Source organism: Planomicrobium soli (assembly GCF_003014655.1).
Taxonomy (GTDB): domain Bacteria; phylum Bacillota; class Bacilli; order Bacillales_A; family Planococcaceae; genus Planococcus; species Planococcus soli_B.
This window is the reverse complement of the sequence record NZ_PYAT01000007.1, coordinates 58,645-70,317: the sequence shown is the minus strand read 5'-3', so window position 1 is coordinate 70,317 and position 11,673 is coordinate 58,645. Positions and strand designations below refer to the sequence as shown.

14 protein-coding genes are annotated in these 11,673 nt (G+C 41.3%); 6 read left to right on the top strand and 8 right to left on the bottom strand.

Annotated elements, in window-relative coordinates; genetic code table 11:
* Positions 1-219 precede the first annotated feature (219 nt).
* Entirely contained in the window at positions 220-363 is a 144-nt protein-coding gene (locus B0H99_RS17855) for a hypothetical protein (protein WP_181313650.1), read from the top strand.
* A gap of 104 nt (positions 364-467) precedes the next feature.
* On the opposite strand, the gene B0H99_RS10485 is transcribed toward B0H99_RS17855, so the two are convergent.
* Both B0H99_RS10485 and B0H99_RS10480 read right to left on the bottom strand, forming a co-directional pair.
* The gene (locus B0H99_RS10485; protein WP_106533622.1) at positions 468-1,418 is read right to left on the bottom strand and encodes a ribose-phosphate diphosphokinase; all 951 of its coding nucleotides are present in this window, start codon (positions 1,416-1,418) and stop codon (positions 468-470) included.
* 304 nt (positions 1,419-1,722) lie between these two features.
* The gene (locus tag B0H99_RS10480; RefSeq protein WP_106533621.1) at positions 1,723-2,484 is read right to left on the bottom strand and encodes an SDR family oxidoreductase; all 762 of its coding nucleotides are present in this window, start codon (positions 2,482-2,484) and stop codon (positions 1,723-1,725) included.
* A 143-nt stretch (positions 2,485-2,627) separates the two neighbouring features.
* Between B0H99_RS10480 and B0H99_RS10475 the strand changes: the two genes are divergently transcribed.
* From B0H99_RS10475 to B0H99_RS10465, 3 genes are all read left to right on the top strand, one after another.
* Positions 2,628-3,191 carry a TetR/AcrR family transcriptional regulator gene (locus tag B0H99_RS10475; RefSeq protein WP_106533620.1) on the top strand — a complete coding sequence of 188 codons (564 nt, stop codon included), beginning with the start codon at positions 2,628-2,630 and terminating at the stop codon, positions 3,189-3,191.
* A gap of 67 nt (positions 3,192-3,258) precedes the next feature.
* The gene (locus tag B0H99_RS10470; protein WP_106533619.1) at positions 3,259-3,993 is read left to right on the top strand and encodes a class I SAM-dependent methyltransferase; all 735 of its coding nucleotides are present in this window, start codon (positions 3,259-3,261) and stop codon (positions 3,991-3,993) included.
* Between the two features lie 407 nt (positions 3,994-4,400).
* Positions 4,401-6,251: a P-loop NTPase fold protein gene (locus tag B0H99_RS10465; RefSeq protein ID WP_106533618.1), complete on the top strand. Its 1,851-nt coding sequence runs from the start codon at positions 4,401-4,403 to the stop codon at positions 6,249-6,251.
* 81 nt (positions 6,252-6,332) lie between these two features.
* On the opposite strand, the gene B0H99_RS10460 is transcribed toward B0H99_RS10465, so the two are convergent.
* The 4 genes from B0H99_RS10460 to B0H99_RS10445 all read right to left on the bottom strand — a co-directional run bounded on the left by B0H99_RS10460 (position 6,333) and on the right by B0H99_RS10445 (position 7,975).
* Entirely contained in the window at positions 6,333-6,647 is a 315-nt protein-coding gene (locus B0H99_RS10460) for a hypothetical protein (protein WP_106533617.1), read from the bottom strand.
* Positions 6,648-7,064: a DUF4357 domain-containing protein gene (locus B0H99_RS10455; RefSeq protein WP_245894493.1), complete on the bottom strand. Its 417-nt coding sequence runs from the start codon at positions 7,062-7,064 to the stop codon at positions 6,648-6,650.
* Positions 7,065-7,191: 127 nt separating this feature from the next.
* A complete protein-coding gene (locus B0H99_RS10450; protein ID WP_181313649.1) occupies positions 7,192-7,551 on the bottom strand; it encodes a DUF4181 domain-containing protein in 360 nt (119 codons plus the stop codon).
* 64 nt (positions 7,552-7,615) lie between these two features.
* Entirely contained in the window at positions 7,616-7,975 is a 360-nt protein-coding gene (locus B0H99_RS10445) for a DUF4181 domain-containing protein (RefSeq protein ID WP_106533614.1), read from the bottom strand.
* 246 nt (positions 7,976-8,221) lie between these two features.
* On the opposite strand from B0H99_RS10445, the gene B0H99_RS10440 reads away from it, so the two are divergent.
* On the top strand, positions 8,222-8,500 hold the full coding sequence (locus tag B0H99_RS10440) for a hypothetical protein (RefSeq protein WP_106533613.1): 279 nt from the start codon (positions 8,222-8,224) through the stop codon (positions 8,498-8,500).
* A gap of 73 nt (positions 8,501-8,573) precedes the next feature.
* Here B0H99_RS10440 and B0H99_RS10435 read toward each other — a convergent pair whose 3' ends face one another.
* On the bottom strand, positions 8,574-9,077 hold the full coding sequence (locus tag B0H99_RS10435) for a hypothetical protein (protein ID WP_181313648.1): 504 nt from the start codon (positions 9,075-9,077) through the stop codon (positions 8,574-8,576).
* Between the two features lie 483 nt (positions 9,078-9,560).
* A complete protein-coding gene (locus tag B0H99_RS10430; RefSeq protein ID WP_146137266.1) occupies positions 9,561-10,466 on the bottom strand; it encodes a fibronectin type III domain-containing protein in 906 nt (301 codons plus the stop codon).
* A 548-nt stretch (positions 10,467-11,014) separates the two neighbouring features.
* Between B0H99_RS10430 and B0H99_RS10425 the strand changes: the two genes are divergently transcribed.
* The gene (locus B0H99_RS10425; RefSeq protein ID WP_106533611.1) at positions 11,015-11,488 is read left to right on the top strand and encodes a hypothetical protein; all 474 of its coding nucleotides are present in this window, start codon (positions 11,015-11,017) and stop codon (positions 11,486-11,488) included.
* The last annotated feature ends 185 nt before the right edge of the window (positions 11,489-11,673 follow it).

Below are 11,673 nucleotides of genomic sequence, written 5' to 3'. Positions count from 1 at the left end.
GTCTACAGGAATAAGGCCTTTTTGTCCAATTGCAGCGCTAATTGTGTGGAATTTAAGAATTTTCCGCTCTTGTGCTAGACATGCCAACATGAAAGCGGGAATTTTTACAAGTGGCCGATGTTCATTTCGGCGGACGCTTTCCGCGGGCACGGCTTCAGCCACTTCCTTCGCGTTGCTCAGTCCAGGGTCTTCAGCTCGTGCTATCCCGCAGGAAGCGTAATGGGCGAAAGGAATTCGGCCATTACGTTTGCGACGAAGCTAGCGAAGCGATGCAACGCCCTTTCATGTTTCGAAGCTAGCGCAGCGATGCAGAAACAGGAGCAGACGGTTTTCCGCCGCCTGCATTTCCATCGGCTTGTTTAAGAGCAACGTTAAAAGCCTATGAAGAAAAAGCAATGCTTTTCTTCATAGGCTTTATTTTCAGCTCTGATTTGATCGGTCTGGCTTCCGCTTTAAATTACTCTAGGTTACTCAAACAAAGGGCTCACCGATTTTTCGTTGTGCACCCGTTCGATCGCTTCGGCAAGGAGCGCCGCGATGGATAGGACGGTAAGTTTTGGAATGCGCTTTTCCTCCGGCACTTCGATGGTGTTGGTGACCACGAGTTCTGCAATCGGAGCCTCGTCAATTTTTTGGACAGAAGATCCCGATAAAACCGGGTGAGTGCAGCAGGCATAGACCGCTTTCGCGCCGCCTTCCATCAGGACTCTGGCAGCGAGGTTGATCGTGGACGCAGTATCGATGATATCAACGATGATAATGGTATTTTTCCCTTTGATATCCCCGACAACTTTAATTTCTTCAGGCGCACCCGGTTCCGGCTGGCGCTTATCGAGGAACCCGAGCGGAACGTCCAGATGGCTTGCGAGTTTTCGGGCCCGTCCCAATCCGCCGTTGTCCGGAGCCACAACCACAGCGTCTTCCAATCCTTTATTGAGGAAATAGTCGGCCAGGATAGTTCCACCATATAATTGGTCCACCGGCATGTCGAAGAATCCTTGGATCTGCGGTGCGTGAAGATCTAATGTGATGATGCGGGTCGCTCCGGCCGTCTCCAGCATATTGGCGACGAGCTTCGCCGTGATTGGCTCGCGCGAACTTGCTTTCCGGTCCTGCCGGGCATAGCCGTAATACGGAATGACAACATTGATAGTCTTGGCCGATGCCCGCTTCAAAGCATCAATCATGATAAGAAGCTCCATAATGTGTTCATTGGCCGATTGGGATGTTGACTGGACCAGGTAGACTTCTGTTCCCCGTACGCTTTCTTCAATGTTGATCTGGATTTCCCCGTCACTGAAACGGGTGACCGAACTTTTCCCCAGCTTACAGCCCAGGATCTCCGCGATTTCCTTTGCAAGTTCCGGATTTGAATTCAACGAAAAAAACTTAAAGTTCCGACCTAATTGATAAGGCAATTTGCAGTCCCCCTGGTATCAACTTATTGGTAAAACCTTGCGGCGAATATCCTGACGAATAAACGAATCGGATGCGCGTCCAGCTTGCCTGGCATCTAACTGTTGGTTTTTATAATAACGCTTTCACGAAAAAAGAGTCAAACAGTTTGGATAACTTTTTTATTGCGGCTTGGTATTTTTGAAATAAGGAATGGTTGGACGATCCGATTTCTTAGCGCACAAAAACGCCAGCTGTCCATAAACAGCTGGCGTTCTCTATCGCATATGCAGTCTCATTTAGCACGAGCTTTTGTTTCACGAATCCTTAGAAAGCCGCTGTCCAGCCCGCATCTGCCGTAATGACGGTGCCGTTGACAAAGCTTGATTCGTCGGAGGCAAGAAACAGCGCAACTTGGGCAATTTCTTCCGACTGTCCAACGCGCGGCATTACGGCTTGCACCACTTGCGTGCGCCCAGCGCCAAACTGATTGATGTTCGTCATGGAAGAAGCGATGTTCGTTGCCACGCCGCCCGGTGCAATTGCATTGCAGCGGATGCCTTCTTTTGCATACATAAAACCGGTATTTTTCGTCAGGCCGACAACTGCATGTTTGGATGCTCCATAAGTGGCGCCGGCATGGGCTCCGTTCAAGCCGCCGGTGGACGCCGTATTGACGATGATGCCTTTTCCTTTTTCAAGGAAAATCGGAATCGCTTTGCGCATTGCACGCATCACGCCTTTTGTATTGACATCAAAAATCAAATCCCATTTTTCGTCCGTAATATCGCCTACCGGTTCAAACCCATCCATGATCCCCGCGTTGTTGACAAGGATATCCAGCGTACCATATTCGCTGACAGCTGTATCGATCATCGTGTCAATATCTTCTTGTTTGGCAACGTTCACTTTTACCGCTTTCGCCGTTCCGCCATTTGACGTGATGCCTTGTACGACGGATTCAGCGCCTTCAACATTAAGGTCAGCCACAATCACTTTTGCCCCTTCAGCCGCATACAATTCCGCAATCGCCTTGCCCATTCCTGATGCCGCACCTGTAACAACCGCAACTTTTCCGTCCAATCTCATCCTCATCAACCTCCAATTTTTATTGAACACTTGTATAATAAAAGTATATTCCTCCAAAGCAAGCGCTTTCAATAAGCAAAAAACTCAAGACTGTAGGATAAAGTACATTTTCCGAAAATTTGTTTAATAAGAGGTGAAAAAAAATGAAGAAAACCGATTTGCGCGTGGTCAAGACCAAAGAGGCGTTGAAAGAGGCCCTCGTTTTTCTGTTGAAAGAAAAATCCTTAAAGTCGATTTCGATCACGGAAATATGCAGCATCGCAAAAGTGAACCGCGGAACGTTCTACTCGCATTACGAACATGTAGAAGACCTTTTCGAAGATTACTACAAGGATATCATGAAGGATTTGACGGATTCCTATTTAGAGCCGTATAAACATGTGCAGATACTGGACACCGGCCAATTGAATCCAGCGACGATCCGCATTTTCCATCATATCGCCAAATACGAGAAGTTCTACAAGATCGTTTTTTCCAAAACCGCGCCGTTGTCGTATTATTATTTGCTGCTCGAACATATCCAGCAGTTGATGGAAAAGGATTTCGGCTCTCTCAGCCCGGCCGAGGAAGACCGGTCCATGCTGAGCGCTTACCAGGCCAACGCCATCATCGGCCTGGCGGTAGAATGGCACCGGCAGGACTTCCGCCAAAGCGCCGAAGAAATGAACCGAATACTGGTGCGCTTGTTGCGTTATACGACCGGTTAAAATGGAAAATTTACTTTTTATGGTATTATACAGATAGAAACTTGATGAGATATATAAGGAGGCGTCTATGGAATTTAAGGGACCGCGTGTTTACGATGAGGAAGAATTTCTATGGGCTTATTTGAAAAGAAGAAACAGGAAAGACAGTCCGAATAACGCAATTGAAACGCCGATCATCTACGAACTGCTTGGCGACTTTCAACATCAGGCGATTGTGGACTTGGGCTGCGGCGACGCTCTTTTCGGCAAAGAATTATTGGAACGCGGCGCGGCAAGTTACACAGGGGTTGAAGGTTCAGAGCAGATGCTGGAAATGGCAAAGAGGAATCTCTCGCATGTTAACGGAAGCGTCTCCCCTCACACGATGGAATCCTATCCATACCCGGAAGGAAAGTTCGACATTGTGACATCGCGTTTTGCCATCCATTACGTAGCGGACATCAACGGCCTATTTCAAAACGTCCATTCTACATTAAAGGAAGGCGGCAAATTTGTCTTCAGCGTCCAACACCCGATCACTACAGCCTCCTTCAGCAGCAAGAAAACGGGCGACCGCCGCGAAGATTGGATTGTGGACGATTATTTTTTGGACGGGGAAAGAAAAGAACCGTGGATCGAACAAATCGTGGTGAAATACCACCGGACCATCGAGCAGTATTTCAGCGCGCTTACGCGTTCCGGCTTTACTGTGACCGATCTGCGGGAAGGCACGCCTCAACGTGAAAACTTTTCCGACGGGAACGAATTTGAAAGAAGACGCCGAATTCCGGTTGTGCTGGCGTTTTCCTGTACGAAGAAATAAGGAATCACAGATTAGAAAAAAACCGGCTGCTTGGCAGCCGGTTTTTCTTTCGCCATTAACCCTTTTTCACTTCTTTCCATTTATATGATCAATATGCCGTATAATCGATTACCGTGGCAACCGGAGAAGCGGTCATACCAAGGAAAATAAAATCAGCACCATCATATAGAAGCCCCAAATCCAGATAAACAAAACAAAAAGATCACCCCCTCGAATTATAGTAATATTCTGATTTTATGACACAAAATTGAATACAAATGATATGATAATGACAGATAAAGACAATTTTTCCGACGCTATTTTTAACAGAGGCCATTACCGCCACCACATGTATTCGACTGCGATAATCCGAACGGCTGCTCTGAAAATAACTATTTGATAAAAATAGAAGTTTGGAGGGTCTTTTCATGGCTTTCGAAAGCTCCGATAACTACAAAGTAATAATAGGGGAAGGACAGCCCGTCAGGTATCTCATCCATACGTTTTCAGGTCCGTGGCTGAAGTGGCAGACTGGAAGGGAAGGTTCTTTTCAATTGGCCAGTACTGATCCGCTTGGAACTCCAGTGGACTATTCCATGCTGCCTACACCGGAAACTGCGGTTTTCGAACCTGAATCCAGAACGTTCTCTTGGACTCCCCGCAGCATCCATACCGGTGAAACGAAAAAATTTGAGTTCCAAGCAGCATCGGGTGACGCCACTTACAAGTTCCAAGTCCTCATCACCATAGAAGAAGTGCGGGATACCCCGACACGCCAGCAGCATGCTCAGGCCCTTACAAGATTCCTCATGGATAAAAGACTGCATTCCCCCCTGGTTATCGGTGTTTACAATGATTGGGGAGAAGGCAGATCGGCATTTTTGAATCTTATTGAAATCGAAATCACCAAAGCCAATAAAAACGTAGACACGCTCCACCCGCGGCAGTCCAAACGGTTTCATGTAGTCCGGTTTGACGCTTCGGAATACGACGACCAGGAAAAGATCTGGTTAGCGCTATTGAAGCAGCTTTTCAACAAATACCAGGAACAACACGGCAATAAAGCCAAACTGGCTTACTGGAAATACGTTTTACTCACCATAGTCCGGGAACGGAAAATTACCCTCTTGCTGGCGTTGTTGCTGTCGGCGCTCATTTTTCTTGCGATTCGGTTTGTCATCAACTTGCCGGTGACTGTAGCTCCGGGCACTGCTGTTACCGGGGGTGTACTGGCCAGTATTTTGTTGGGCTTAACGCCATTTGTCTACGCATTCATTACCATCGTCGCCTTTCCGGCTTTCAAAAGAACGAGCATCCTGTTCATCAAGCCAACATACGATGAGCTGAAAACGAAAATAAAATACCCCACTTACAGAGACCGCTTAGGCGCACGAGTGGAAGTGATCGAAAGCCTCAACGCTTTGATCAACGTATGGCTCAGTAAAACGTCTGACAAAGTCGTAGTGATGGTCGACCATATCGACAATTGTTCGGAAGAAAGCATCGTTGAGTTTTTTGAAGCGCTGGAGCTGTTCAATACGAATACCGACTACGAGCAGATCAATTTCATTATACCGATGAACCCGGCCCCGGTCCGCTTGGCTTTAGCTGCCAGAAACTTGCACAGGCTCGAAGTCGGACAGCCAGGCATACGGGATAAAATTGCCTTAGGACACGAGATATTGGAGTCGTGCGTAACTTTTCCCTATACCATGCCCCCGATTACGGACCATAGCGACACCATCCATAAATTCCTCCCCCCTTATGATAGCCATTGGACGGAGCGGGATAGAATGGATATAGGTGAAGACGCATTTTTGTATGATGAAAGGGACAAACTGGTTCTGACAGAACTGCTCAACACCCTTAACGTTTCCTACCGTCCGATCAAAACAGCGGAAGTAAAACGAATCGTGGAATTTCTCTTGCTGGCAAAAGAAAAATGGAAAACCGCAAAAGAATTGAATCGCTACGGAAACGTTGACTTATTGGAGTTCCGCCATGAATTCATCAGTTGGTTCTTTCTGGAATACTTTTTCCCGGATCACACAGAACACATCATCACTTATTTAAAACTGAATAAAGAGGATATGCTCAACAGCAGTTTCATGGAGTTAATAGCGATTGCCTATCCTATTCGGCCATCGGAAGAAAATTTCGACCTGGAAACGCTGTTTGTTTTTTTGAAGGATCTGCCATTGAATTTTAAGGCGCAGGAGTATATTCAGATATCCCATCGAATTTCAAAAAGCATCATTCCCCGAAACAGCGGGGGATGATGCTTTGACTGCCTATCATCTCTTAGATTGTTTCCATTAAAAAACGGACCGCCTTAAAAGGCAGTCCGTTTTCTTCCATTTTCAACGACGAGACTCTCTCGAATCGCTCTTAATGCTAGCAAGCCATACGACCAAGACTGTGATAAGCGGAAAAGCGGACAGACTGAGGAAAAGCAAAAATAACCGAAGTCCGATAACAACCGTTCCCCTGTCCATGCGAACCCGGCTCTTCCGCAGAACCAGTATCAGGATGAGCATGAAAGTGAAACCAGCAGCCGCCCAAAAGCAGACCAGTATCGCGATAAAACCGGCGCTGAAGCATCCGGCACTTACACCAAGACCAAGCACAAGAATCAGAACCGCCGCGCAACTAGAAACCATCCACGCTTTCTTCATCTAGTCCCTCGTCACTTTTTTCCAGTCATGCGGCCCTCTTACCCAGCCGCCGATCGCCGCGCCCATCGCTGCCATCGGCGACTCGAACTCGATGTCCTGCATAACGAGGAGCTGCCGGCCAAGCGGAACAACCAGCCCTTCGAGCAGCAGATGCTCGCGCAGTTTCACGTGCTTTTTCGGGCATTTCGGCGATGTCGAACCTGCAAATTTCGACCCTCTCGTTACGACAAACTTGTCGCCGCGGTAATAGCCTTTGGCATCCGCCCCGCGCTTCGAGCGGATTTCGAGAAGCTCCGGCTCCAAAGCCTCTACTTCCTGAAACAATCCGGTTTCGAAAGGGTTCACCGGCTCTTCCTGCCCTGTCTCCGGATCCAAGTACAAAAACTGGTAAAGCTCGCCTTCTGTGTTGTGCACCACTTTTCGGATGAAGATCTCTTTTTCCATCTTTTCCACCTCTCTTAAAGTATTCCTAGAAGCTTGTCATTCAACAGTTTTCTAGGGTTACTCTGTAGATAGAGAAAAGAGGCGGGAAAGGATACTTTCTTTAATAATAAAAGAAAAGGATCGAAAGAAAAGCTGCAATCCCGATTGGAAAAGTCACTAGGGTCACGACGTATTCTTTTGTTTCTTTTACATATTTCCACTGCAAATAAGCCTGAAAAAGATTTATAGCTAAAAGATAGACAACAAAAAACCAAAGCAGCCGCTCCATGTCTTCTGCACCCGCACTAAAAGGGATGGTACACAGTGCGAGGACCAGAATAACCCCTCGCCCCCAAAAGTCAATGCTTTTTGCCGGAGTGTCCCTTAGCTCCACTTTCTTGATATTCATCCTCTTTCTTATGAGTTTCTCCAAGAGGAAAAGCCCTAGAGCTATCAGGATTAACATGATTACTACTTCCATCGGGTTTCCTCCAATCGCCACCATTAACGGCTTGCTTCCGGTGATTCATAATAAACCGTTTAAATCACCAGATGTAAAAAGCAAAAGCAATCATGGCGGCTATGCTTACCGGAATTAGAGAAAGCGTCACCAAATGCTCTCTGGCATCGTGAGCATATTTCCATTGCATATAAGCCTGAAAAAAATTCTGCACAATAATACTTCCGATAAGAAACCATAGCAGCCAGACAGGCGTCTCGCTCATAATCACAAAAGGAAGACAGCACAGGGCAATAACAAAAATAACCCTTTCTCCCCGCCGATTGAGTTCTTTGGCAGGCGAGTCTTCAAACTTCACTTTTTCAGCCTTAAACCATTTTCTTAAAAGTTTATCTAAAATGAAAAACAGTAAAAAGATTGCAGCTATGAAAATGATAGTTTGCATCTTGCTCCCCTCCTTCTTCCTTTATATTCTTTTACGTTTGAATTGGATTAAAGTTCCAACTTTTCACTAATGACTAATCTGGAAAACTTTAAAGGAAATAATATAAACAGTAAAAATTATCAACAGAACTTAAACTTAACCTCAGTGTTTTTTATAAGTAAGATTTTTATTGATATAATAAATATACTCTTGGTTTTTAATGATTAATTACTAAATTAAAATTAATAGGATATTAAGGAGATGGATATGAAAAAACAAGGTCAATGGCTTGAAGAAATAATGTACTCTTTAGTTTCACTTGGCGGTAAAGGCACTCTTGAAGATATATACTTTACTATAGCAAAACGTAATATGATCGATCTTGATTCCTATGTTGACTGGAAATCGCAAGTAAGAAAGCATATTTACTTGCACTCCAGTGATTGCGATATTTTTAGGAGTTCTATCGGGGATGAGCATGATCTGTTCTATCCTGTAGAAGAAAAAGGTAAAGGTTATTGGGGAATTAGAAATTTCTATTATTAAATCACATAAAAAAACTTGAAAACCAGAGTTCAATTGAGTCTTCTGGCTTTCAAGTTTTTTATATTAAGTACTTTTAGGAAAATGAACAAACACAAGGAACGGTTTCATCTGGAATTTTCAAGAAATTCTCTACGCCTTCACGATCCATCCGCTCACGGTATTCACGTAAAGTGTAAGGTCCTCCATCTTTTTTAAGGATAGAAACGTTTTTCTCGAAATCCCTTCTGAAGTTTTCTTCCATTTCTTCTTGCAATGCATAACGGTCAGGCCATACATTGTAAAGTTGCGCATAGTGCTGGAAGCCTCCACGTACGCACCGACCTCCACAGTTTGCATGGGAGAAGCCCATCGCATACATTCTTGGAAGCTTGATGCCCCATTCTTCTTCAATAATAGATTTTACATCGATGTCTTCTCGGAAGGTCTCGATCATGGGAAACCGAGTCTCAATCGGCTCTAATGGACGATGAGCATAAAATTCTCTTAAATTATCAGATCGATGCGTTTCATGCGGCCCAATACCAAAATAAAGAACAGGCTCTAAATTATGAATATCTCTTAATTCTTCAAGAAACACAATAGTCTCCTGAATTTTTAACTCATAAGAACATTTAGCAAAACGTGAATTCCCTAAAAAGCGAAAGTCGTAAAAAGCTTCTTCAGGCGTTCGGCCATCTATTCGTTCAATTTTTTTATTCCAATGTAGTCTGTCACTTTATATATATAGCTATAATTGTCATCTTTATATACATCAATTTAAAAAGAAGTAGGCATTGATACAGATGACCTAAGACAAGAAAATATGTCTTGCATCTCCTATTCTCAATGTAATCAAAATAAACATTCAATCTTCATCATTTCTTCAATCGATTCTAATTCAGTATAGAAAAATAACTATATCCTTAAGTAAATGAATTTATGCTTTGTATAAAGCTATAGTATGGCTAATATTAAGACGAAAAAATATCACTTGCCTTTACCTTTAGCCTTTTCAATATCAAAAAAGTCTAGGAAGATATAAGAATTCCAAATTAAATACTAAAATCAATTAGTTTCCACTTTAATCTTTCATTATTTTTATGTTTAAGTAAGATGTAGGACTTTCTCCGTAATCATTATAAGAAATTAAACTAAATTCATAGTTCCGACTAGAAGTAAGACCAGATATTTTCAATCCTCCTTCCTTATGCACGCCGTTATAGATAACATTTCCATCTTTCATTATTTTATAATTAATAGGTAAAACTTCCTTTTTCCATTCTACCAAACCTGAATTACTATTTATTTGTTTATATTTCAACCCTATTGGAAAAGCTGGCACTAGTGAAGGTTTTAATTTCTTTTTTTCTATTTCATCCATATCATTTGAGATTAAATCCTTAAAGATTTTTAATGTCTTTTTATTACTTCCTTTTTTCAAAGCATCTAATTCAATATGATGTTTTTTACAAAGAAAACGAATCCTGTTATGTGCTTGATGCTTTAACAGGTATGACGTCATAGTTTTATAAACATCATATTTTATTAACTCTCCTTCTAATTCAACTATTGAATTTAATGCACTTTCTTTAAATATATCTTTTCTTTCTTTTGTTAAGTGTGCGGTTTCTAGACCATCTTTAACATTACAGTTCTTTAACTGACAAATTCCGACAAGATTTTTTCTGGATTTAAAAAAATTTTGAATTATATTTCTTGCTTCTCCATTAAAAACTTTATAAAATGCTTCTTCGTTTTGAGCTAATATAAAGGTTTCTTTATATTTCTCTATACTATGAGGACTTTCATTAGTTATAAGTGTGTCTATACCATGTAAATTAGGATTTTCAATCAATTTTTTTATTAATTCATTACACTGTTTCGGAGTATATAAAAATAATTTACCTTTATCAGCATCCTTTAGTGAATACTTTTTGATTATTTCAAAGGACTTCCAGCCTTTTGTTTTAAATCTATCGTGCTTCATGAGCGAGTCCATCTGATGCGTAGAAAATGATGATTTTAAAAAATGCAATAGAACCTTGTGATCACTTATCATGCTTCCCCACTCCCTTATTCATAAGAACTTAAATGTATCTAATTTAACATTATAATAATTAGAGAATTGCTATTGAAAAAGAAAAAATTTCCTAAGTTTTTGTATAAAATAGTTTTAATTTCATTAATTTATTTCTAAATCAAAAACTAGATTAAAAAAATGGTTTAATACTTATTTTTAAACTTTATAATAGTTATAATTATTTAAAAAGGAGGAATATTATGGTTGAAATATACGAAGATTATCTAGACACTTTGCTCAAAAAGAAAACATTTAATGAGGTTATGAAATCATATAAAGAAAAAATCAATATTGGATTTAATTTCAGAGGATATTAAGGCAAAATAGCAAATAGTGAGTTAATTCAAGTTCCAAAACAAGGTCTGTTTGATCTATACATATACACAACTAATAGATATATTGAACTTTTTAACAGTAAACAGCCGACTCATTACAATATGTTAAGAGATGTAACAATGCATTCTAGCCTTGAAAATTGCGAAATCATCTGGTTCGGAGATACTTGGCCTCACGAAATAACAGATAATAAGCAAGAAGAGGCAGCTCTAACCGTTCTCTCATTAATGATGTTTGAGCAAGAATTAAATTATGGAAATGAAGATTTTCAACAATTCACTCATTTCTCACCAGTAAACAGACGTCGCCCAAGGGATATGTTAATGGGTTTTGTAAGAATGTCTTTTAATACAAATATTGATGATTATCCTTATTGGGATAAAAATTCAAAAAGAAATCCGCGTTGCTATCCTGATTTTAATGGCAGTTACAATAATCTAGAAGAAGAAGAATATAAAAAATACTTTGATTATTATACACATGATATTGAAGACGTCCTCCCTCTTTTATGTTCTGAGAAAAGTAAAAAAAAATTACTAAATGATGCGGCTACTTCACCAATTAATAAAAATTTCCAACAAAAGTTAAGATAAGAAAAGTGTTAATGGGATTACTAAAAATCTTATACAGCTTTCAATAAAAAGAAAATATTTTGTTTTGAAAAATATGTAGTTTTCTAAATTTCTTATCGAAATTCCTTCAAGATAGTTCTCTTTCATTCACCCTAGAATATTTATGACTAGTTATATTGTTTTTTTCAATTTACAAAGGAGTTTTT

Bases quoted from the DNA above. Each gene is read 5' to 3' on its own strand.
- B0H99_RS10450 (WP_181313649.1), bottom strand. From the start codon at position 7,551: ATGGAAGTAGTAATCATGTTAATCCTGATAGCTCTAGGGCTTTTCCTC.
- B0H99_RS10430 (WP_146137266.1), bottom strand. From the start codon at position 10,466: ATGAAGCACGATAGATTTAAAACAAAAGGCTGGAAGTCCTTTGAAATA.
- B0H99_RS10480 (WP_106533621.1), bottom strand. From the start codon at position 2,484: ATGAGATTGGACGGAAAAGTTGCGGTTGTTACAGGTGCGGCATCAGGA.
- B0H99_RS10465 (WP_106533618.1), top strand. From the start codon at position 4,401: ATGGCTTTCGAAAGCTCCGATAACTACAAAGTAATAATAGGGGAAGGA.
- B0H99_RS10445 (WP_106533614.1), bottom strand. From the start codon at position 7,975: ATGCAAACTATCATTTTCATAGCTGCAATCTTTTTACTGTTTTTCATT.
- B0H99_RS10475 (WP_106533620.1), top strand. From the start codon at position 2,628: ATGAAGAAAACCGATTTGCGCGTGGTCAAGACCAAAGAGGCGTTGAAA.
- B0H99_RS10460 (WP_106533617.1), bottom strand. From the start codon at position 6,647: ATGAAGAAAGCGTGGATGGTTTCTAGTTGCGCGGCGGTTCTGATTCTT.
- B0H99_RS17855 (WP_181313650.1), top strand. From the start codon at position 220: ATGGGCGAAAGGAATTCGGCCATTACGTTTGCGACGAAGCTAGCGAAG.
- B0H99_RS10470 (WP_106533619.1), top strand. From the start codon at position 3,259: ATGGAATTTAAGGGACCGCGTGTTTACGATGAGGAAGAATTTCTATGG.
- B0H99_RS10425 (WP_106533611.1), top strand. From the start codon at position 11,015: ATGCATTCTAGCCTTGAAAATTGCGAAATCATCTGGTTCGGAGATACT.
- B0H99_RS10440 (WP_106533613.1), top strand. From the start codon at position 8,222: ATGAAAAAACAAGGTCAATGGCTTGAAGAAATAATGTACTCTTTAGTT.